The organism is Rhodococcus sp. WAY2, assembly GCF_009859915.1.
Taxonomy (GTDB): Bacteria; Actinomycetota; Actinomycetes; order Mycobacteriales; family Mycobacteriaceae; genus Rhodococcus_F; species Rhodococcus_F oxybenzonivorans.
On the sequence record NZ_CP046572.1, the window covers coordinates 3,534,840 to 3,554,632 of the forward strand.

General features: G+C 65.6%; 17 protein-coding genes. 9 read left to right on the top strand and 8 right to left on the bottom strand.

What is annotated here, in order from left to right:
* The first annotated feature begins 149 nt into the window (after window positions 1-149).
* On the top strand, window positions 150-1,559 hold the full coding sequence (locus GFS60_RS16225; protein ID WP_159922727.1) for a WS/DGAT/MGAT family O-acyltransferase: 1,410 nt from the start codon (window positions 150-152) through the stop codon (window positions 1,557-1,559).
* A gap of 40 nt (window positions 1,560-1,599) precedes the next feature.
* On the opposite strand, the gene GFS60_RS16230 is transcribed toward GFS60_RS16225, so the two are convergent.
* Entirely contained in the window at window positions 1,600-2,970 is a 1,371-nt protein-coding gene (locus tag GFS60_RS16230; RefSeq protein WP_159927248.1) for a wax ester/triacylglycerol synthase family O-acyltransferase, read from the bottom strand.
* Window positions 2,971-4,578: 1,608 nt separating this feature from the next.
* Between GFS60_RS16230 and GFS60_RS16235 the strand changes: the two genes are divergently transcribed.
* Entirely contained in the window at window positions 4,579-4,857 is a 279-nt protein-coding gene (locus tag GFS60_RS16235; RefSeq protein ID WP_236603156.1) for a hypothetical protein, read from the top strand.
* Window positions 4,858-5,114: 257 nt separating this feature from the next.
* Window positions 5,115-6,104, top strand: coding sequence for a rod shape-determining protein (locus GFS60_RS16240; protein ID WP_109330329.1), 990 nt, complete (start codon window positions 5,115-5,117; stop codon window positions 6,102-6,104).
* On the opposite strand, the gene GFS60_RS16245 is transcribed toward GFS60_RS16240, so the two are convergent.
* From GFS60_RS16245 to GFS60_RS39130, 3 genes are all read right to left on the bottom strand, one after another.
* Window positions 6,105-8,936: an FtsW/RodA/SpoVE family cell cycle protein gene (locus GFS60_RS16245; protein ID WP_159922729.1), complete on the bottom strand. Its 2,832-nt coding sequence runs from the start codon at window positions 8,934-8,936 to the stop codon at window positions 6,105-6,107.
* A gap of 20 nt (window positions 8,937-8,956) precedes the next feature.
* Window positions 8,957-10,198 carry a hypothetical protein gene (locus GFS60_RS16250; protein WP_159922731.1) on the bottom strand — a complete coding sequence of 414 codons (1,242 nt, stop codon included), beginning with the start codon at window positions 10,196-10,198 and terminating at the stop codon, window positions 8,957-8,959.
* Between the two features lie 520 nt (window positions 10,199-10,718).
* Window positions 10,719-10,922, bottom strand: a complete 204-nt coding sequence (locus GFS60_RS39130; protein WP_236603157.1) for a hypothetical protein — start codon at window positions 10,920-10,922, stop codon at window positions 10,719-10,721.
* Between the two features lie 23 nt (window positions 10,923-10,945).
* Here GFS60_RS39130 and GFS60_RS16255 point away from each other — a divergent pair, with 23 nt between their 5' ends.
* From GFS60_RS16255 to GFS60_RS16265, 3 genes are all read left to right on the top strand, one after another.
* A complete protein-coding gene (locus GFS60_RS16255; protein WP_236603158.1) occupies window positions 10,946-11,716 on the top strand; it encodes a hypothetical protein in 771 nt (256 codons plus the stop codon).
* A gap of 226 nt (window positions 11,717-11,942) precedes the next feature.
* The gene (locus GFS60_RS16260; protein ID WP_159922733.1) at window positions 11,943-12,272 is read left to right on the top strand and encodes a hypothetical protein; all 330 of its coding nucleotides are present in this window, start codon (window positions 11,943-11,945) and stop codon (window positions 12,270-12,272) included.
* 66 nt (window positions 12,273-12,338) lie between these two features.
* The gene (locus GFS60_RS16265) at window positions 12,339-12,533 is read left to right on the top strand and encodes a hypothetical protein (RefSeq protein ID WP_159922735.1); all 195 of its coding nucleotides are present in this window, start codon (window positions 12,339-12,341) and stop codon (window positions 12,531-12,533) included.
* 24 nt (window positions 12,534-12,557) lie between these two features.
* On the opposite strand, the gene GFS60_RS16270 is transcribed toward GFS60_RS16265, so the two are convergent.
* From GFS60_RS16270 to GFS60_RS16280, 3 genes are read right to left on the bottom strand one after another with little or no spacing between them, the layout of a single operon-like run.
* Window positions 12,558-12,953 (bottom strand): hypothetical protein, encoded by a 396-nt coding sequence (locus tag GFS60_RS16270; protein ID WP_236603159.1) that lies wholly within the window; start codon window positions 12,951-12,953, stop codon window positions 12,558-12,560.
* The gene (locus GFS60_RS16275) at window positions 12,950-13,540 is read right to left on the bottom strand and encodes a hypothetical protein (protein WP_159922737.1); all 591 of its coding nucleotides are present in this window, start codon (window positions 13,538-13,540) and stop codon (window positions 12,950-12,952) included. The genes GFS60_RS16270 and GFS60_RS16275 overlap by 4 nt, the downstream gene beginning before the upstream one ends.
* 29 nt (window positions 13,541-13,569) lie before the next feature.
* Window positions 13,570-14,103: a MarR family winged helix-turn-helix transcriptional regulator gene (locus GFS60_RS16280; RefSeq protein WP_236603160.1), complete on the bottom strand. Its 534-nt coding sequence runs from the start codon at window positions 14,101-14,103 to the stop codon at window positions 13,570-13,572.
* A gap of 217 nt (window positions 14,104-14,320) precedes the next feature.
* On the opposite strand from GFS60_RS16280, the gene GFS60_RS16285 reads away from it, so the two are divergent.
* The 3 genes from GFS60_RS16285 (at window position 14,321) to GFS60_RS16295 (ending at window position 17,429) form a co-directional block, all read left to right on the top strand.
* Complete coding sequence (locus GFS60_RS16285) at window positions 14,321-16,342, top strand: MMPL family transporter (RefSeq protein ID WP_159927254.1); 2,022 nt, start codon at window positions 14,321-14,323, stop codon at window positions 16,340-16,342.
* A 63-nt stretch (window positions 16,343-16,405) separates the two neighbouring features.
* Complete coding sequence (locus GFS60_RS16290) at window positions 16,406-16,825, top strand: VOC family protein (RefSeq protein WP_159922739.1); 420 nt, start codon at window positions 16,406-16,408, stop codon at window positions 16,823-16,825.
* Between the two features lies 1 nt (window position 16,826).
* A complete protein-coding gene (locus GFS60_RS16295; RefSeq protein ID WP_201453388.1) occupies window positions 16,827-17,429 on the top strand; it encodes a glyoxalase in 603 nt (200 codons plus the stop codon).
* 102 nt (window positions 17,430-17,531) lie between these two features.
* Here the strand turns inward: GFS60_RS16295 and GFS60_RS16300 are convergent, their stop codons facing one another.
* Window positions 17,532-19,712: a thiamine pyrophosphate-dependent enzyme gene (locus GFS60_RS16300; protein ID WP_442972201.1), complete on the bottom strand. Its 2,181-nt coding sequence runs from the start codon at window positions 19,710-19,712 to the stop codon at window positions 17,532-17,534.
* Window positions 19,713-19,793: the final 81 nt, after the last annotated feature.

Below are 19,793 nucleotides of genomic sequence, written 5' to 3' on the forward strand. Positions count from 1 at the left end.
CCTGTAGAACTGATCCGGATGCCGATTTGTGACGTAAACCACACCTGAACGTTACCGAACAAACCGGCTACCGGAAACCGAAGTCACCCCGCCCGGAGACACCGCAGTGGCAGTGCGGATCCGCCGTTCGGGAAGGAAGGACACCCCGCATGCTGCTGCCGATGTCGCCGACCGATTCACTGTTCCTGCTCGGCGAGTCGCGGGAGCATCCGATGCATGTGGGCGGCCTGGCGGTGTTCACACCCCCGGACGGCGCCGACGCCGCAGACATGCGGGCGATGTTCGACACGGCCACGGCCTCCACCGAAGTCGCTCCGCTGTTCCGCAAACGCGCCCGACGGTCGATGACCACCCTGGGACAGTGGGGCTGGGTCACCGACACGGAGTTGGACCTGAACCATCACGTGCACCGCCACGCCCTTCCCCGCCCGGGCGGCATGCCCGAACTGCTGGCGTTGTCGTCTCGGTTGCATGCGGGTCTGCTCGACCGCAACCGCCCACTGTGGGAGATGCACCTGATCGAGGGCCTCGCCGACGGGCGCTACGCGGTCTACACGAAAATCCACCACGCGCTTGCCGACGGCGCCTCCGCCATGAATCTGCTGCGCCGCAGCATGAGTGAAGATCCCGACCGACGAGGAATGCCGACCCCCTGGCAGCCGATGCCCACCGCGAGCGGTCGTGTCACACCGCCACCGGGAACGGCGGCGCCACACCTGCCCGGAGTTGCAGAGGTGCTGGGCCTGTCGAGACTGGCGTTGCACGGCGCCCGAGAAGTCGCAGGTCTGGCGCCGGCGCTGGCAGGCACCATGGACCGGGCCCTGCACGCCCGGGGCGGGCCGCTCTCGATGCGCGCACCGCACACCGTGCTCAACGTTCCGATCGGCGGGGCGCGCCAGTTCGGCGCCCGATCGTGGCCGCTCGAACGGATCAGGTTGCTGGCCAAGCACGCCGACGCCACCGTCAACGACATCGTCCTGGCGATGTCCGCCGGAGCCCTGCGCACCTACCTCGACGACCTGGGCGCCCTGCCGGACGAACCGCTCATCGCGATGGTCCCGGTTTCCCTACGCGCCGATGACGGCGAATCCCACCAGGGTGGCAATCGGGTGGGAGTCCTGATGTGCAACCTCGCCACCCACCTTCCCGAACACGGAGCGAGACTCGCCACGATTCGGACCTGCATGAGCGAAGGGAAGCAGGCACTGCGCGCGATGAGCCCGGCCCAGGCGTTGGCGATGAGCGCCCTCGGAGCAGCCCCCCTGGGCCTCGAGATGCTGGCCGGCCGGCGGGGACCACTGCGACCTCCGTTCAACCTCGTCATTTCCAACGTCGCCGGGCCCGCCAGCCCGCTGTATTGGAACGGCGCCCGCCTCGATTCCCTGTACCCTCTGTCGATCCCGGTGACCGGACAGGCACTGAACATCACTGTCACCAGTAGCGACGACCATCTCGTATTCGGATTGACCGGATGCCGCTCCGCCGTCCCGAATCTGCGCCCGATGCTCGATCATCTCGACACCGAACTCGACGCCCTCGAGCAGGCCGTCGGCCTGTAGCCGCCTCGACGGCGGTCGCACGCCTTCACGAAGTTCTCGATCACCGACGCGCGGTGTGGCTCGCGGTTTCGAGTTCGGTCAGGGAGGTGTCGAGGTAGCCGATGATCCGGTGCAAGTGGGGAACCGCGGTGCGATCGCCTACGACACCGACGTGTAACTCCCCGGATCGGCTGGTGAGGGTGATGCTCAACGCCTGTCCGCGAGCGAGGGCCGGTACCGGGTAGACCGCGTCGAGGCGAGCTCCGTTCCAGAATCGTGGGCGGGTCGGACCCGGTGTGTAGGAGATGGTCACGTTGAAAGGCGGCGGGATCTCCTCGAGCACCCGCCGGACCGGTTCCAGCATGATCGGACTCAACGTCAGCGCGCTCACCAACTGAAACTGTGAGCGACCGAGGGCGGCGACGACCCTGCTGGTATGGACGACGGAGTCGGCAATCCGCGCCAATCGCGCGAGGGGATCGGCTTCGTCGGTGGCCAGCGACACCACCATTGCCCCGACTCCACGGCCCGCGGCCCCGATGGTAGGGCCCTCACCGAAGTCGAGTGGGACCGGCAGCATTGCGGTCAACGGCGCCTCGGGGAGGGCGTACTGCTCGAGCAGATACTCGCGGAGGGCGCCCGCGCACATCGCCAACACCACCACCTCCAGCGGTGCGCTGGTGCAGGTGGCGAGCCGCCGCAGCGGCTTCAGTGGCCAGGACCGGGTCGCTACCTTGCGGGCGCGACCAGTCGGTGCGTTGAAGATCGTCGGCGGTGACTGCAGCGGCAACGTCAGACGTTCTTCGGTCAGCCCGCGGTAGCCCGTCCGCATCAAGGTGGGGAGAATGGCCGCGCACTGCCATGTCAGTTCCACACCGGACCGCAGTGTCACCCGCGGGTCGAGGGAGAGACGCCGCGCTGGGGCCGCGACCGACGGACTCCACGGCGCCGGGCAGTCCCGGATGCCCGGGTCGATCGAGAGCGTGCGGTGCAGTAGCCGTAGCCCGGAGGCGCCGTCGGTCAAAGACAGATGGAACTTCGTGTACACCGCGGTGCGCCCGTCGGTCAGTCCTTCGATGACGTGCATTTCCCACATCGGGTGCTGCGGATCGAGCGGCATCGAGTGCATCTGGGACACCAGCGAAAGTAGGTCGGTCATGGTTCCTCCGCCAGGAACTGCGGTGTGCCGCACGTGATAGTCGAGATCGACCTCCTCGTCGACGCGCCACCACGGATACCCGTGCATCAAGCGGACCGGGCGTTTGCGGAAAAGTTCCGAGATCTCGGCGTGAGCGCGGAGACTCCCGACCATATCGGCGGCGTGCGCGCCGGGCACGGTGCCGCTGGGTGGTTCGAAGAGCGTCAGGGTGGCCACGTGCATCGGGTGTGAAGGGGACTCGAACAACACGAACATCGCCTCGGTCATCCCCATCGGCGCCAGTCCGCCGAACGCAGTTCGCACACCGCACCTCCCGGCTCTGTGGTCCCAGCACAGCACACTCCGGCTCGCGAAGACTGCGTTTCCCGCAGAGACGAAGCACTGCGACCGGTCGGATGGCACCAGCGATCCTCGGCGCCGGCCACGGGCAAGTACGCATATCGGTTGCCGCGGGCCGATGAATAATCCCTTTTCTATCCGACCGAATAGACCATGCGCCGACGCATTCGATCGAGCGTCCAGTAAATAAAATGGGCAATTGTCCAAAAGTATCTGGGCATTCGTTCAATACGAAACCAGAAATTCTTTCCCGCCCGGTGAAACGTTGCGGAAAGTCTGGTCGATATTCGAGTTAAGCGTGGATCAACTGATCCCGTGGAATACAACAAAGGTGAGGAGTGACTTCAGATGGGTTCTGCAGGTATCGACTTCAGTGTCGCCTTCGACGCTTTCTTGAAGTGGTTGAGCGTCACATTCGGCGGCGGCATCGGCATCGGCTGACAGCGCCGGGCATATCCGAAGAACGACAGCAGCTCGACTCACCACACCAGTGGTAGCCGAGCCGCTGCCATGGTCGGCCCGACCCGCTGGTCCGCCACTCTCGTGATCGCCGGCCCTCTCGAGCACCGGCCCTTTCGCGCGAATTGGGCATTGCGGTGCATGGGCACACGCGCGTATATTGAGAAGTGCGGATCGAGATAGTAATCGGCAACGGTGAAAGACTCGTGAAGCAGAGATCCGGCCGAGAATGTGAGAGCATTCCCGGCCGAACCCCTGTCTGGGGTATTCCTGCCAGCGCGTCTGGCGACAGTTGTCGCCGCAACCTCCGAATACGCCGAGCGCACAGACGCCGCGCACGCCGCTTCCCTCGAGGAGAATCGGGTCGAGATGGCGTCCCTCCGGCCGAAGGGGTCAGGCGGCCGGAGGGACTGGCTGTCGCGGGTTCGCCGTCCGAGGTCGCGCGGCAGCACAGACATCGGATACCCGCATTCGCCTCAGTTACTCCTCGGGCCCAGACGCCGCGTTCCTCTCACGCTCTGCTGGTGTTCAGTGAGGACTCGGGCCGTCATCTGGGGTCGCGTGAATTCACCAGTTCGTGGTGCGCCACCACGCCGGCGGTGGCATATTCCTGACCATGCCGAAGTACAAGGTGACTCTTCGTGACGGAAGCTCGAGCGACAGAACCTTCGAATCAGACTTTCAGGCGATCAACGAGACCCATAGGCCGACCGAATCCGTGGCAAGCATCGTCCGGATCGACCGTTACGACGACGATGGGGATCCCCGCGGCGTGTGGTCGGCGGCGCCCACTCGCCAGACACGACGCGATTGACGCTCGGCCCTGGAAGGAGCTGATAACCGCCTCCTTTCTTTCGTCGGCGGGAGTTGGACAACCGACTTCAACAGACACTTATTTCTACCAAGGGTCGTGCGATTCGCGGTTGCCGAGTTTTCGGAAATGGGAAACGCTCACCAACGGGCAACCGCATCGCGCACAATGGCTACCGGACGAAGCACGATGGGTTGCCAGAGGTCGTTACCGCAACCGCGAACAGCCTTTTCCCACTACGGAATAGCTTCTGAGCCAGAGGAGCAGACCCAATGCCCGTTCCACAGCACAAATTGCTGCAATCCGTCCAGGATCGCACCATCGAGCTGCGGAGGTGGTTGGACGCCGACCACAACAGCGCGGCCCTCACGGCATATCTGCGCGATGAACCGGTCGACGACCGGTGGCTTGCCACCTATCTCCGGCTCCAACACGACCTCCTCCGAGCGGTCGGCCACGCGCACGAGCCGGAGGCGTCCCGGAAGAGGGCCGACCAGCATCGACACCGACGCAGTGGTGCCGCCACATCCTCACCACGCCGAGGGCGATGAGCGAGAGGACGAGCGGATCAGTGCCTGATACCGTCTCGACCGCTGTACCAACACTTTCCGGACGGCACGTCGGTCAAGCGTCGATCGTCGACTCCCGAGCACTTGGCCGCTCGTCCAACAGACCCGTCGGCGTCGTGTGAGTGTCGCCCGAGTGCAGAAGCCGGATTCGACCGTGAGTCACCGCGATATCCGCCCGCGAGTCGATGGCCCTGAGTAGCATCTAGATCATCTCGCTCGAATCCCTTTCGGAGGCCGACGTGCGTGGACTGGGTATCGATCTCGGAACTGCCAATACTGTCGTCGGCACACCGGAAGAGGGTGTCGTCCTGAACGAGCCGTCCTTCATGCTCGTTCGCACCAAGGAACCACACCGCGCCCTCGCCATCGGCCACGATGCTCGCAGCCTCGTCGGCCGCACTCCCATCGGCATCACGCAGGTGCGTCCGATGCACAACGGCGTGATCGTCGACTTGGAAACCGCCCGCACCTTCGTCAGTGCCGTCATCAAACGGGCATCCCCACACAGGCCGTACGGCGTGCGACCGAAGGGTGTCATCGCGGTCCCCGCGGGCGCCACACCCCTCGAACGCCGTGCTCTGCTGGAGGTCGGGCACGAGGCTGGCCTACGGAAGGTCGGTTTGATACCGGAACCTGTCGCGGGAGCACTCGGCTGCGGTATCAACCCGCTCGAGCCGCGCGCCCACCTCGTTGTGGATATCGGCGGTGGCACTTCGGAAGTCACGGCGATTTGTTTCGGTGGCATTCTCTCGCATCGCAGTTGCCGGCTGGCCGGGGACGAACTCACGCACGCGCTCTACCAATACCTACGGGCCGAGCACAACATCATCGTCGGTGAACTCACGGCCGAACGAGCGAAGGTGGGCGCGCCCGACACCGAGGACGGACAGTCACTCGTCGTGGAAGGCCGTGACGCCGTGACCGGCCGCGCACGTCTGGTCACGCTCGAAACCGAGGAAGTAGTCGATGCCCTACGCCCGACTATGTCGGGGATCGTTCAGACGCTGACCGAATGCCTGGAGGACCTTCCTGCCCAGGCGATCGGCGACGTGATGGCGGAAGGTGTGCTCGCCATCGGCGGTGGGTCGATGCTGCGTGGTGTGTCGGAGATGCTGGAGCAGGCCTTCGGATTCCCGGTGAAGACGGCCGAGCGGCCGCTCACCTGCGTCGCCGAAGGCGCTACGGCGTGCTTGGAGCACCCCGAGGTCGTGGCCGCGTACAGCAATTGATCACCGAATCGGCAGCACGCCGGGCGGCCGTGGGAAGTAGTGCTCGAGGATTTTCTTGACGACGGGCCCGGAGGTCGCGGACCCGAAACCACCGCCACGAACCAGCACCGACACCACGATCTGGGGAGCGTCGAAGGGTGCGACCGCGGAAAACCAGGCGTTGAGACCTTCGCCGGGCGCCGACGGATCCTCGGCCGTGCCCGTCTTTGCACCCGCCGGCACCGGCAGTTCCGCAAGCTGTCCGGCCGTGCCGGCCGCCGCGGATGCCCGCATCCCGGCCCGCACCGGGTCGAGTCTGTCCGCGAAGGGCAATCGCACAGGTTCCGCTGTCGGGATAGGGACGACGTCCGGCCCGTACCCTGCTGCGAGCTGGGGGGTGACCATCGCACCCGTCGCAATCCCCGACGTCCAGCGCGCCACCTGTATCGGGGTGGCATTGACGGTGCCTTGGCCGATTCCCATCAGAAGCGTAGATCCGGGATACCAAGTGGCGCCGATACTTCCGACATTGGCCGGGGTTCCGAGGAAGCCCTCGGCCTCACCGGGAAGGTCGATCCCCGATCGCCGGCCGACACCGAGTTGGTCGGCCACTGCGGCGATGTTCTCGGGACCGAGGAGTTCGCCGAGCTTGTAGAAGTAGACGTTGTCCGACCACTGGATGGCCTGGAGCAGATTGTGGGGGCCCATCGGTTGCCAGTTCCGAAAGGTATGGCCGCCGTACGTATAGGCGGCACCGGTTTCGATCACGGTCTCCGGCGCCAGGACCGGGTGCTGCGTATTCGCTGCGGCGACGACGATTTTGAATGTCGAACCGGGCGGCACCGCGGTCTGGGTCACGTTGTTCAGCAACGGGCTCGGGCCCGGGGTCTGGGCCTGAGCCGCCAGGGCAACGAGGTCGGCCGGGGGGCCGTAGACGTTGTTGTCGAATCCGGGAACGCTGGCCATCGCCAGCACTGCCCCGTTGCGCGCATCCATCACGATGGCAGCGCCGAGGTCGCCCCTGCTCTTACGCATCGCCTCGGTGAGTGCATCCGTAGCAAGGTTCTGCACGCCGACGTCGAGGTGCAACCGCAGGTCATGCCCTCGTACAGGGTCTACTCGCTCCCCGGTGGCGACGGGATGCCCGGAGGGATCCACGTAGACGCACTGCTTGCCGTCGCTGCCGCGCAGCAGGGCATCGTACTGCTTCTCGAGTCCCGCCTTGCCGACCCGCGATCCGAGGGCAAGGTGCGGCCAGCGTTCCATGTCGTGCTCGTCGGCCACCCCGACGTGTCCGAGGACGGAGGCGAGCACCGCGCCGTACGGATAGTGCCGGCGACCGGAAGGCACCACGAGAACCCCGGGCAGACGAGCGTCCACAACGCGCCGAGCGACTTCGGGGGCGACGGTCCCCACGACGACGTCCTGTTCGCCCTCGCCACGTTCCCGCACGACACTCGTCACCTCCTCGGGCGAGATACCGAGCAGTGAGGCGAGGCGGCGGCGGGAACCGGCGTCGTTCTCGTCGAACATCCGGGCGACCACCGCTACGGCATACTCCGCGACGTTCACTGCGAGGGGAACACCATTGCGATCGACGACGAGACCGCGCTCGGCCGGCAGGCGGATACAGCGCATCATCTGCTGGTCGCTCATCGCACGTAGGTCCGCGCCTCGGTCGTGCTGCAGCTGCCAGGTGAACAAGGACATCGCGACGAGCAGCGCAGTGACGGTCACTGCGCCGACGGACAGCCCTCTCGGCCGGCGGCGGCGTCGCGGCTCCGGCGCCCAGAGCGGTCGTGCTACACCGTCTCTACGCACGGCGAGCACCAGTCCGACGGCCACGAAGCCGACGATCGCCGCAGTGCCTCCGTAGCTGAACAGCGGAATCGGCATGCCGTTGTGCGGCAGCAAGGAGAGACTCGCACCGATCGACACGAGTGCGTGGATCCCGAACAGTCCACCGACGCCCGCTGCGACGAGTGCTGCTTCCCTCGTCCGTGCCGTTCTGGCTGCGAGTGCAGCCCGCCACACGATGACCGAACTCGCCACCACGACAGCGATTCCGGCGATCAAGCCCCATCCGTACACCAGGCTCGCGAACGCCAGGTCGTGTTCCGATTCGGGAAGGTATTCGGCACGCACCTCGAAGAGCGGGTCACGCGAAAGGCCCCACAACCCGCCGCTACCGATCGCGATGTTCGCCTGCATTTCGGCCCACCCCGCCCCGCTCGGGTCGGCATTGCTCGACAGGAACACATGGACGCGTTCGAGCTGATACGGCCGGAGAAAGAGCACGGCGAGTGGCAACGAGGCGATGCCCAGCATGAACAACGGCAACAACGGCAACAACGGAACCCGCGCCAGGACGAGCATGAATCCCGCGGTCACCACGAGGACGACGGCAGTCGACAGGTCGGGCTGCAGTGCGACCAGCGCCACGGGGATTCCCACGACCGCCAGCGTCGCAACGAATCGGCCGAGTGTGAACCCCGCAGCAAGCAACCCCGCCGACACCAGAACCACAGCCAGCTTGGCCAGTTCGGACGGTTGAATGGTGAATATGCCGAAGTCGAGCCAGCGCTGGGCGCCTTTGGTCGCGACCCCGGCAAGTGGGACGGCGGCCAGCATCGCGGTGGTGACAGTGAATATCGCCCAGCCGAATGCTCGCAGGTCACCCATCCGCAGGCGGGAGACGACGCGCATCAATCCGAGTCCGGCGGCAGCGAAGAGGGCATGGCGCACGGCGTGCGAGGTCATTCCCGTCGACGTCAGGTTGAGCAGTCCGAGCACCACGAGGACGACCGCTGCCGTGACGATCCAGGGATCCGATTCCCGCTTGTCTTCCTGCATGTCTCACCGCTCCCCGATGCTCAGCAGGATGCGTTCTCGGCAGGCATCAGCACCGGCTCCGAGGCGGCTGTCGCGGGGAAACTCGTGACCGCAGCGACGGCGAGGGCAGTGCTGGGGGGCAGATCTGTCCGGCCGATGCCGTATACCTGTTGCGCGCCGGGTGGGACGTGCAGCGACACCTCGTTGCCCGTCCGCACCTCGCCCGAGCATCGGTCGTACACATTCAGCTTCCAGACCACGGTGCCTTCATTCGGGGCCGAGTCGAGATGAACGTCGACCCTGATGTCGCACGCACGGCCCGACGTGCATTCGCCGTTGGCGAGTGTGGCGGTAACCAACGTGATGATCCCCGCACTTGCGGGCACCCCGACCTCCACCGATATCGGTTCCGCACGCTGTCCCCCCGGTGCCGGTGAACCCGGATCGCCGGTGGGTTCGGGTGGCGGCGGCGATACCGGGGCGATCTGATTCTGGTCCGACGGATTCACCGGATTCAGAACGGCATCCCAGCCGCGACGCAATTCCGACCACACCCGCGGTGCCGTCCACAGCGCTCCGGCGAGCACCACGATCGCGATGAGACCCAGCGCACCACGGCGACGCGAGAGCCGTCTTTTTCTGCGGTGCCACGGACTTCGAACCGGTGGAAACCAGTCGCCGGTGGCAAGTGATGCCCCGGCAACCCCCGGCCGGCGGCCGCGAGGGGTCCGTTCCTCCCCCGCCTCACGGCCGTCCGATAGTTGGCGCCCCAGCGTGGCGGAGACCAGCGCGCCGAGTTGTCGCCGCGTCCTCTCTTCGGCGGCCGGGTCGATGTCAGGTGCGATTGCACGACGAACTCGTTGCATCACATCGTCGAGATCTCTTGCTTCTGTGATTGATTCGTGTATCCGGTCAACCAGTGCGGACCCGCGGCAGTTCGCCGCGATGCTTCCCAACAGGTCGGCCATCGCATCGCTGATCTCGCGCCAGGACGCCGCACGCCCGGTGAACTCGATCGTGAGCTCTCCTTCTTCGAACACTGTGACGGCATCGTCTCGGAACAGGATCGGTAGGCGGCCTCGGCTGCGCGCCAGCTCGAGCTGGTCGAGCGCATCGGTGATGAGCCACGACGCCTGCGCCGGGGTCAACGCCGCAATCCCGAGCAGCCTTCGGAGTGAGACGCCGGTACCACGTGCGTCCTCATTTTGTCGTTCAGGAGGTACGGACCCGACCACGACGGGCTCGCCTCTCCCCGCGAGGAGCCCTGACACCACTTCGATCATCGCGCACCCCGAAACGCTATGCCTCCCGCACGGGTTGGAACAGAACCGGGCGGGCGGCGGACCTTGAGCTGGGCTTACTCGCTGTCGAACTCCCATATGCCTGTGAGAGTCAATTTAACTCTCATCCGCGCTCCCGGAACACCGATCCGCACTCCCGGCACATCCCGTTACTCATCCGAGATACACGGCGACAAGCACCTCGGCCCATCGCCTGGCCGTACTGCCATACGTGAACCGATCGCGGGTCAGCTTTGCCTCTCCTTCAAGAGATTCCGAATCTGTGCGAGATCCCGGACGATGAGAAGCCGAAGGCGTGAACTGACGCCTGATACGAAAGCGCCTCTGATACCGAAGGTCTGGACGAGCGACCAAGTCGAAAGTGACCTCCTCCGCTCGATGCCGCATTGCGCTTCAGTGTGGTTTCGCGGAAACACCCGGTTCGGCACCCACGGTCATTGGCGGGTTACCCCTGCTGCCTTCTCTCGATATCACTCGGCACCGGTGCATCCGTGGGAACATCTCAACTGGTCGAGACGAGACCGAGGGCGATCAGAGGAGGGGTGCGTCGTATGGAGTTGATTCCGCCCGGACGCGCGGTGGCGCTGGTAACGATTGCCGTCGCCTCCGTGCTGTTGCTTGCGGGATCAGGGAGTCGCGACGTGGACTCGTCGTCACCGAGCGCGTCGGCGGTGGTGGCGAGCGGGGCGGCCCCAGAGGTCGGCACCTCGGGCGAACCGCCCGGCAGCCGTGGAGCGCGACACGAGCGGTGTCGACCGGGAGCAGTATGCCGGCGGGGACCCGAGTGGCGCCTACGGCTTCGTCACCCCGTCAGGAAAATGGCTCTGCGCGATCACCCCGGCGAACGGGATGGTCGCCTGCGCGTCTCACACGCCGGGGACGCCTCCAGGAGTTCCCGGCCCGTTACAAATCCCCGTCCAGGCCCCCGCGCCCTCCGCCGAGGCAAACATCGTCGCCATCGAAGCCGCGAAGGGACCGAGTTTCCAGACCGCGAACCAGCCACTCTTTCCGGGTAACCCCAACGTCCTCCCCTACGGGTCGACCTTGTCTGCCGACGGCTTCACCTGCAATGTGCAGTTCTCGGGCGTCTCGTGCAGAGAGGACGCAACGAATCAGGGATTCACCATCTCGACCGGCGGCTACAAGTTCGAGTTCACCCCGATACCGGGCACCCCCGACGCCGGCCCACCGGAGCTCACGCCTACCGAGTCAACCGCACCTCCTCTTCCCCAGCTGGAAGGCGGATCGAATCAGTGTGGCCGCGTCGTCTACCCGCCGACAGGCGAACCCGCAACGGTCGTCATCGTAAAGGGAACGATCCGCTGCGACGCTGCTCACGCCATGCTCAACAAGTACTTCACCGCCCCCGACGCAACGGACGCGGTGTACGACGTCGACGGATGGAAATGCCGAACAAAGGGAGACCCACACTCCGCGGCGACTGGATACAGCATCACGTGCACGGATTCCGGCGGGAACATCGTGGTTGCACAGCCCTAGAACCGACTTTCCGCAGGTCGAAGGGGTAGACGAGGCGGAGGGCACGACACGGACTCCGCTGCCTGCGGCCCCCCGGGAAGGTACCGGGAGACGAAAAATAGGTATACCCACGGGCCATCCGGCCGATGTGGCGTAGCCGCACCCGGTGGCAGTCTGTGACTTGTCACACACACGCGTAACCCGGCGGCTTCCGGAACCGCGTCGATTGCAGGAGAGGTCCCGCACCATGAAGGCAGAACCGCTTACCTGCGGTGACTATGTCACCGCGACGTTCGCTCGCGACTTCGTCGCGGAGGGATTCGACTATGACACCGTCGAGCGAATCCATTCCGGCGACCTCGACGAATGGATGTTCGCACTCGCCCAATCGGGGCTGTTCACCAACCGCGTGGTCGCGCACGCCCGGCAGGCGTGGCAGGACGATCCGCGATCCCTTCTCGACAGCCTCTTGGCCGACGCGGACGAGATGACCGTCAAGCGGTACGACGTCGTCTGGCAAGCCCTGACCCGGACCGCCCAGTTCGGCACTTCCGGGGTCGCCGCCGAATACGCGTGATCGACTTCCTGCCCACCGAACAGTCCACATCGCCCACTGAACAGACCACAGCGAAGAACGAGAACCATGACCGTCAACACCTACCCCACCGCCGAGACGATCCGATTGGGCGTACGCGGTCACGAATGCCGTTACTGCGGCCAAACCGTCAGCGCGGACGGCAACCGCTTCCGGCATACCGCGACGGGGCAGTACCGGTGCGAACCGGCAAAGCGGGCGTCGTACGAGAAGTCGCTGTCCGACAGTCTTATTCGAAGCTGAATTCGACCTCCGGACCGGCCGGCATCACAATTCCTCTGACACCGATCGACCCTTCGCTGCGATGAGTACCACCGAGACGACTACCGTGACCACCACCAGGTAGGCGGCCCACATCAGGAGGAAGGGTTGCAGCCATCCCTTGTCGGTCGTCTGCCCCCGTTCTCCCACGCAGTACAGGGTGAAATTGGTGGACCGACCGTCCCCGGTGGAATAGGTATCCGACACGACGACCGCGTCGTGTCCGGGCTGTTCGCAGAACACAGGCGCAAGGTAGACGGCTTGTCCCGGCCAGATCAGCGAAGAGATCAGGGTGAGGAAGCTGACGCTCACCGTAATGCCGATTCCCCACAACAGGAGCGGCTTGGCCGCAAAGCGCTTCCGAGGTCGGGGATCTACACCCGGTTCCACCGGCTCGGTCATAGCGGATGCACCCCGACCACCGCTCCGTCGGCATCGAACACGACCACCGACCGCGACCGCGGCGACTCGACCATCGCTGTCGGCGAAATTCCGCCGGCCCTGGTCACCGAGATGCCGACTACCTGACCGCCCTCGAGACCGCTGCGGGACAGGGCTTCGTCTACCAGATGCTCGACTCGACCCAATGCCGGAACGTCGTCGAGGGTGAAGGCGCGGGCATCCAGGTCTTCCAGCGCAGAGACCACCACTGGACTGGGCTCACTTACATTCTCACCATCGAAGGTGTACTGGTCGAGCTGATCGGGATTCGCCGGATCGCGGACGGTGACAGCCAACTGCTCGACCGGCGCGATGTCCAGATTTGTCAACTGCACTTCTGCGACGCCGTAGCGAACCGCGAGCGCTGCTAAACCGTCGCCGACGAGGGCCGAGGTCATACCCCCGCCCCGGGATCGCATATCCGCGTCGAATTCAGCACGGTCGACAGCTCCGATACATGCCGTGGCACCGAAGACCACAGCCACCCCCATCGATGACCACACCGACACACGCAACACTGGCGAACGCAGCAGCGGCCGGGTCTTCATTGCACGAGACTATCCACGTCACGGACTTCTCAGGTGGTCCGGCGCGCGGTCAGGTGTCGGATGTTCTTTCCACCGAGATCCTCATAGTGGCTCTGCATCGAGTCGATCAGCACTGCGAACACGCGGTGGGCAGCAGCCAGGTCGGCATCGGGGACGTCCCGTAGGGCACGCGCCGTGCGCTGTCCGAGTGGGGCGAAGAACTCGCGGGCTACTTCCAGCCCGTGGTCGTCGTAACGCAGGATGACTTTCCGGCGGTCCGAAGGGTCTGCCTCCCGCCGAATATGCCCTGACGTCAGCATGCGCTCCACCAGATAGGTCACCGCCGCCGACGACAGCCCGAGCAGGCTCCCCAGTTCCCCGGCGGTCAGCGGCGTGCCATTGGTGTCGGCGACCATGACGTGCATCAGCGCCTGGAAGTCGTTGGGGCTGAGATCGTGCAGCGCACCGAAAGTGCGTCCGATCTGCTCCGACGCCACGGTCATCGCGCGGACATCTGCCGAAATGTCTGCTTCCAGTCTCGCTCTCGCGTCGGGACGAGCACTGTCCGGCATGTCGTCTGTCATCTCTAGGCCCTCTCAGCGGTCGGCCGACAGCCTATCCCCTCCGATCCTCTCAGTTGCTTAACTATTCAGTTTCTGAAATATTTTGAGGGTGAACACCGATGGGCATGCACCGACAGAACACCGTTCTCTCGCTATCTGGGATCGACTCGCCTCCGCCGTGACCGGACAGCGGTCGTGGGCAGTGGCCCTCACCGTCCTTGTCTTGGCCGGCGCTTTCATGGCGTTCGTCGGTGGCAACGACTCCGCGGGACAGTCACCGACCTCCCTGCCCGCGTCTGCGGAATCGGCCGAGGTGGACGGCCTCCTCGCCGACTTTCCCGAATCGGGGGTGACACCGGCGATTCTCGTCGGCAGTCGTGCCGACGGCGGCGTGTTGACCGACGCGGACCTCGCGGCATTCGACGCGGCCCGGAACCGGATGCTCGGTGTCGACCGCACCCTCGAACCGAGCCCAGGACCGGCACTCATCCCGTCACCGGACGGCAGAGCGGTGATCGGACAGGTTCCCGCCGATTCGGAACTCTCAGGTTTCGCGTTGAACGATCGCGTCGCCGAACTGCGGGCGGCGGCCACCGACTCGCTACCTCCGGGGCTTCTGGCGCAGGTGACAGGAGGTCCGGCATTCGGCGCTGATATCGCCGACTCGTTCTCGGGCGCAAATGTCACGTTGCTCGCGGTCACTGCGCTTGTCGTCGCGGTCCTGCTGATCGTCACCTACCGCTCACCGATCCTCTGGCTCGTGCCACTCGCCGTGGTCGGCTTCGCCGATCGGGTTGCGTCGACCGTCGGTACTGCCGTGGCCGAACTGACCGGGCTGACCTTCGACGGGTCGACGTCCGGCATCACGAGCGTGCTGGTCTTCGGTGCCGGAACGAACTACGCGCTACTCCTCATCTCCCGCTACCGGGAGGAACTCCGCGCGGAGCCGGACCACCGGGTCGCCTTGCGCCACGCCGTGCGCCGGGCCGGACCGGCGATCGTCGCGTCCAATGTCACTGTGGTACTTGCCCTACTGACCCTGCTGTTGGCGACCATTCCCAGTACCCGCAGCCTGGGTGTGCTCGCGGCCGCCGGCCTCCTGGTAGCGCTCACCTTCGTGCTGCTGGTCCTCCCGCCCGCTCTCGCACTCAGCGGAAAGCGACTGTTCTGGCCGTTCGTGCCCCGTGTGGGCGACCCGGACAGCACCACGCACGGCGCCTGGTTCCGGGTTGCCTCCGCGGTAGCACGACACCCGCGACGCACCGCAATTGCGTCGATTATGGCGCTCGGGGTCTGTGCGGCGGGGTTGATCGGCACCCACGTCGGGCTGTCCCAAACCGAACAGTTCCGGGTCGCAGCGGAATCGATCGACGGCCTGGACACTCTCGCTGCTCATTTTCCGTCCGGACTCTCCGACCCCACCACCGTGGTCGCCCGCACGCAAGCGACCGACGCCGTGCAGCGGGTTCTCGCCGATACCGAAGGGGTGGTCTCGGTGAGCGAGGCCGGCCGGTCGAACACCGGTCTGACGCGATGGGCCGTCGTACTCGACGCACCACCTGCAACGGAGGAGGCCTTCGCAACCATCGACACCATCAGGGCAGCCTTGACCGACATCGACGGTGCGGATGCGCTCGTCGGTGGCAGCGACGCCCAGGCGCTGGACAAGCGGGACGCCGCCCTCCGGGACCAAGTAATCGTCATTCCGGCGATCCTTCTCGTGGTCCTGGCCGTGCTCGTAGTGCTCCTGCGGGCCGTGGTCGCACCGCTGGTCCTCGTCGGGACGACGGTACTCAGCGCGGTCGCGGCGCTCGGGCTGGGCAGCTGGGTGAGCACGCGCATCTTCGGGTTCCCTGCGCTCGACGACACCGTTCCCCTGTTCGCGTTCCTGTTCCTCGTGGCACTCGGCGTCGACTACAGCATCTTCCTCGTCACCCGGGCCCGGGAGGAAACACCGGGGCGCGGCACGCGGGCCGCGATCGTGCGGGCTGTTGCCGCGACCGGCGGCGTCATCACCAGTGCCGGAATAGTACTCGCCGCCGTGTTCGCCGTCCTCGGTGTGCTGCCCCTGATCACACTGACCCAGCTGGGCATCGTCGTCGGCCTCGGCATCCTCCTCGACACGTTCGTGGTGCGAACACTCGTCATCCCGGCGCTGTTCACGCTCGTCGGGGACGCGGTGTGGTGGCCGAACTGCCAGGCCACCTCGACGCTCGACTCACCCGGCGAAGCAAGGAGCGCGGTTCCGTCAGAAATCTGAGCGTTCGCAGACCGGTCAGGAATCGAGAAGCGTCTCATCTCGGGCCGCATTAACGTCACTCACATGAACATCACCATTCACTCGGCCTTCCTTCCGCACACCGACCACGAGGCCTCGCTGGCCTTCTACCGCGACATCCTCGGGTTCGAAGTCCGCAAGGACGTGGGTTACAACGGGATGCACTGGATCACCGTGGGACATCCGGACCAGCCCGGCACCTCCCTCGTTCTGCACCCACCGGCGGCCGATCCCGGGATCACCGACGAGGAGCGCCGCACCATCACCGAGATGATGGCCAAGGGGACCTACGCCATCCTCACATTGGCCACCCCCGACCTGGACGCAACCTTCGCCCAGCTCGCGGCAAGCGACACCGAGATCGTCCAGGAACCGATCGACCAGCCGTACGGCATCCGTGACTGCGCCGTCCGCGATCCCGCAGGAAACCTCATCCGCATCAACGAGATCAAGGAGGAGCGCTGACATGATCACCATCAATAGTCTCACCCTCGACACTCCCGAGCCCACCGCTGCGAAGGCCTTCCACACCGCACTCGGCGTCGATGCCCACATCACTGCCCGGGACGCGGAGGCACCGACCACCGGATTCCGCGGTTTCACTCTCTCACTCGTCGTGTCCCAACCGAACATCGTCGACGCCTACATCGAGGCCGCCCTCGACAACGGCGGCGCCACGGTCACACCGGCCAAGAAGAGCCTCTGGGGGTACGGCGGCGTCGTACAGGGCCCCGACGGCGCCCTGTGGAAAGTCGCGACGTCGTCGAAGAAGAACAAGGGACCGGCCACCCGGCACTTCGAGGACCTCGTGCTGCTCCTCGGAGTCGGAGATGTCAAAGCCGGCAAGCAGTTCTACCTCGACCACGGTCTGGAAGTGACGAGAAGCTTCGGACGCAAGTACGTCGAGTTCGCCACCGGCCCGAAGGTCAAGCTCGCGCTCTACGGGCGCCACGCCCTCGCGAAGGACGCGGGCGTCTCCCCCGACGGCACCGGCGCCCATCGAATCGTCATCCGCAGCGACGCCGGCACCTTCACCGATCCGGACGGTTTCTCCTGGGAAACCGACTGAGTCGACACGCTTTCGAGGGCAGGACCCGCCGCAGCTGCACATCACCACCGCTGGCGGGCCTGTGAAAGAAGATGATCCCTCCGACGCGTCCGGTGCGGGGAGTCAACGCCCCCGCACCACTTCGAGCGCCGCGGCCTCGATCGTGTCTTCGGACAGCAGGACCTCGAGTGCGGCGTCGCCGAGGGGGATGAAGCTGTTCTCGCTCGCAACCCGGGCGAGGCGGCCGGTGAAGCGATGGTCCACCAATGCCATGACGACGCCCTCCCCCACACCACCCGCCGCCCGGGTTTCGTCGACGACGAGGACTCGGCCGGTGGCGTTCGCCTCGCGGACGATGTCTGGCACCGGCGGCGGCGCGAGCCACCGCATGTCCACCACCCGGGTCGAGATATCGGCTCGTTCGAGGCGACGCGCCACTCGCAGGCTCATGTGCACCCCGTTACCGAAGGTGACGATGGTCAGGTCCGTTCCCTTGCCATAGGTGCGCGCCCGCCCGATCTGTACGGAATTCTCGGCGCCCTTCAGTGGATCCGGGTAGGGGGCGAGCCACTGCTCGTCGCCGTCCTCGTGCAAATCCCTGGTGTGGTACAGGGCAATCGGTTCCAAGTACACGCACACCGCTCCGGCGGTGTGGGCGGCCGCAACACAGGTGCGCATCATGGCCGCGGCGTCGTCGGGCCTGGCCGGGGAGGCGATGATTATGCCGGGGAGGTCACGCAATGCTGCGACGGCATTGTCGTTGTGGAAGTGCCCCCCGAATCCCTTCTGGTACCCGTAACCGGCGATCCGCACCACCATGGGGTTGCGGTATTGACGATCGGAGAAGAATTGCAGGGTCGCGCCTTCACCGCGGATCTGGTCGGCGGCGTTGTGCAGGTACGCGAGGTACTGGATCTCCGGGATCGGCAGCAGCCCGGAGACTCCCGCGCCGAGTGCGAGCCCGAGAATCGCCTGTTCGTCGAGGAGGGTGTCGAAGACGCGGGCAACCCCGACTTTCTTTATCAGCCCGCGCGTGACCCCGTAGACGCCACCCTTCCGGGCGACGTCCTCGCCGAAGATCAGCGACTCCGGGTACTCGATGAGCACGTCGAGCAGGGCACGGTTGATCGACGAGGCCAGGGTCAGTGGGCCCTCTTCTTCGGGTAGCGGGCCGCCGAAGATGTGGGCGCGGCGCGCGGCTTGGGTTCGTTGGGGTTCGGCCGCCATCGCTTCGTCGAGGCCCTCCCTCAGTGGTCGCATCACCGCGGCGGGACTATCGAGTTGGGGTAGCTCGCTCACGTGCCGTGCGAGTCCGATGACTTCTGCGCGCTTCTTCTCGTAGAGCGCAAGCACCTCGTTCGGGCTGAGATGCCCGCGCTCGATCAGCAGTTGTGCAGTGCACAGCACCGGATCTCGGTCGAAGTCTGCGGTGATCTCGCCGGTGGTGCGGTAGGCGGCTTCGACGTCGGATCCGGCGTGGCCCATCAGTCTCACCGTGCGCAGATGCAGGAACGCCGGGCGCCTGTTCCTGCGGACCCAGTCGGCGGCACGCTGCGCGGTGGCGTAGGCCATCGGCAGATCCGATCCATCGACGGCGAAGTACTCGAGCCCTTCACGGTTTCCGAAGTTGGCGCCGATCCACCCTGCCGGGGTCTTGGTGCTGATCCCGATGCTATTGTCTTCGCAGACGAACAGCAGCGGAATGGGAAGGCCCTGAAACGCCGAGTAGACAGCGGTGTTGATGGCGCCGATCGCGGTCGAGTGGTTGGCCGAGGCATCGCCGAAACTGCACACTACGATCGCATCGTCGGGCCAGGGTGAGGGGACGTGTAGCTTGGCGGCGCGCGCGAGGGAGAAGGCAACGCCGACCGCCCGCGGCAGATGAGATGCGATCGTCGAGGTCTGGGGGATGATATTGAGGTCGTGGCGACCGAACACCTTGTGCCGGCCACCCGACATCGGTTCCTCGGCGGCGGCGACGACGCCGAGGAGCACATCGCGCAGCGGGTCGCTGCCCTGCACTTGCCGGGCGCGTTCCAGGAAGAACGCACCGGAGCGGTAGTGCAGCAACGCCGGATCGGTCAGACGGAGGGCGCGGGCCACGACGGCGTTTCCCTCGTGCCCGGATGAGCCGATCGTGTAGAAGCCCTTACCTTTCGAGCGTAACCAGCGCGCCGCGAGATCGAGATGACGGCTGCCCAATTGCGAATCGAACAAGTCCAGAATGTCCTGCACGGAAAGGCTCGACTGTGCCTCCACGGCTCCGTCGCGATCACGTTCCCCCATCGGTACCGCGCCGGCCATCTCGTTGATGGTGGTGGTGAAGTAGTCATCGATCTGTTCGGCCATGTATCCGGCTCCTGATAGGGCAGGTCATCCTCGTCC